This window comes from Mycobacterium sp. TH-M15, assembly GCF_057473705.1.
On sequence record NZ_JBYCLB010000605.1, the window covers coordinates 1 to 2173 of the forward strand.

The window sequence follows — 2173 nt, forward strand, 5'->3', positions numbered from 1 at the left end:
GTCCTGCTCGTGGAAGATCTTCGTCAAGGACGGGATCATCACCTGGGAGAACCAGGCCACCGACTACCCGTCGGTGGGCCCGGACCGCCCCGAGTACGAGCCGCGGGGCTGCCCGCGCGGGGCGTCGTTCTCCTGGTACTCCTACTCGCCGACCCGGGTGCGCTACCCGTACGCCCGCGGGGTGCTGGTGGAGATGTACCGGGAGGCCAAGGCCCGCCTCGGCGACCCGGTGGCCGCCTGGGCCGACATCCAGGCCGATCCGGAACGGCGCCGCCGCTACCAGCGGGCCCGCGGCAAGGGTGGGCTGGTGCGGGTGAGCTGGGCCGAGGTCACCGAGATGATCGCCGCCGCGCACGTGCACACGATCAAGGAGTACGGCCCCGACCGGATCGCCGGGTTCTCGCCGATCCCGGCGATGTCGATGGTGTCGTATGCGGCCGGGTCGCGGTTCTTCGAGTTGATCGGCGCGCCGATGACGTCGTTCTACGACTGGTACGCCGACCTGCCGGTGGCCTCGCCGCAGGTCTTCGGTGACCAGACCGACGTGCCCGAGTCCGGCGACTGGTGGGATGCCGCCTACCTGATGATGTGGGGCTCCAACGTCCCGATCACCCGCACCCCGGACGCGCACTGGATGGCCGAGGTGCGCTACCGCGGCACCAAGGTGGTCAGCGTCAGCCCGGATTACGCCGACAACACCAAGTTCGCCGACGAGTGGATGCCGTGTGCGGCCGGGAACGACGCCGCGCTGGCCATGGCGATGGGCCACGTCATCCTCACCGAACACTATGTGCGCAAACCGAACTCGTTCTTCATCGACTACGCCCTCCAGTACACCGACCTGCCGTTCCTGATCAAGCTGGACCAGCGCGGCGAGCATCTGGTCCCGAGCAAGAACCTGACCGCCGCCGATCTCGGCGCCGCGTCGGCCGGCGCCGAGAACGCCGCGTTCAAACCGGCGCTGCTGGACAGCGGCACCGATTCGGTGGTGGTGCCCAACGGCTCGCTGGGCTTCCGGTTCGGCGACGACGGGATCGGCAAGTGGAACCTCGATCTCGGCGAGGTGAAGCCGGCGCTCAGCGTGCTCAGGGACGGCGGTGAGACCGCACTGGTGTCGCTGCCCAGCTTCGACACCGTCAACGGCGAGGGGACGGTGGCCAGCCGCGGGATCCCGGTGCGCCGGATCGGCGAGCACCTGGTCTGCACCGTCTACGATCTGATGCTGGCCCAGTACGGGGTCCAGCGGCCCGGTCTGCCCGGGAACTGGCCAGGCGGATACGACGACCCCGACTCCGCGAACACCCCGGCCTGGCAGGAGCCGATCACCGGCGTCTCGGCGACCCAGGCGATCCGGATCGCCAAGGAATTCGCCCACAGCGCCGACGAATCCGGCGGCCGGTCGATGATCATCATGGGCAGCGGCATCGGCCAGTGGTTCCACGGTGACGCCACCTATCGGGCGGTGCTGGCGCTGCTGATGCTGACCGGGTCGATGGGGCGCAACGGCGGCGGCTGGGCGCACTACGTCGGCCAGGAGAAGGTTCGCCCGCTGACCGGCTGGCAGACGATGGCGATGGCCACCGACTGGGTGCGCCCGCCGCGGCAGGTGCCCGGCGCGTCGCACTGGTATGTGCACACCAACCAGTGGCGCTACGACGGATACGGCGCCGACAAGCTCGCCACCCCGCTGGGCCGCGGCCGGTTCGCCGGCAAGCACACCATCGACCTGCTGGCCTCGGCGACGGCGATGGGTTGGAGCCCGTTCTACCCGCAGTTCGACCGGTCGCCCCTGGACGTCGCCGACGACGCGAAGGCCGCAGGCCGTGATGTCGGGGAGTACGTCGCCGACCAACTCGCGCAGCGCAAGCTCAAGCTGTCGATCACCGACCCGGACAACCCGGTCAACTGGCCGCGGGTGCTCACCGTGTGGCGGGCCAACCTGATCGGCGCGTCCGGCAAGGGCGGCGAGTACTTCCTGCAGCACCTGCTCGGCACCGACTCGAACGTGCGGTACGACCCGCCGACCGGCGGGGTGCAGCCGGTCGACGTCGTCGTCACCCCGCAGGTCCCGGAGGGCAAGCTCGACCTGATGATGTCGATCGACTTCCGGATGACCTCGACGACGCTGGTCTCCGACGTCGTGCTGCCGGCCGCCACCTGGTACGAGAAGGCC

Annotated in this window: 1 protein-coding gene; it reads left to right on the top strand. The window is 69.8% G+C overall.

Going from position 1 to position 2173, the window contains the following annotated elements; genetic code table 11:
• A partial coding sequence (locus AC2VNT_RS14845) for a molybdopterin-dependent oxidoreductase (RefSeq protein ID WP_486947582.1) occupies positions 1–2173 on the top strand: 2173 nt, incomplete at both ends.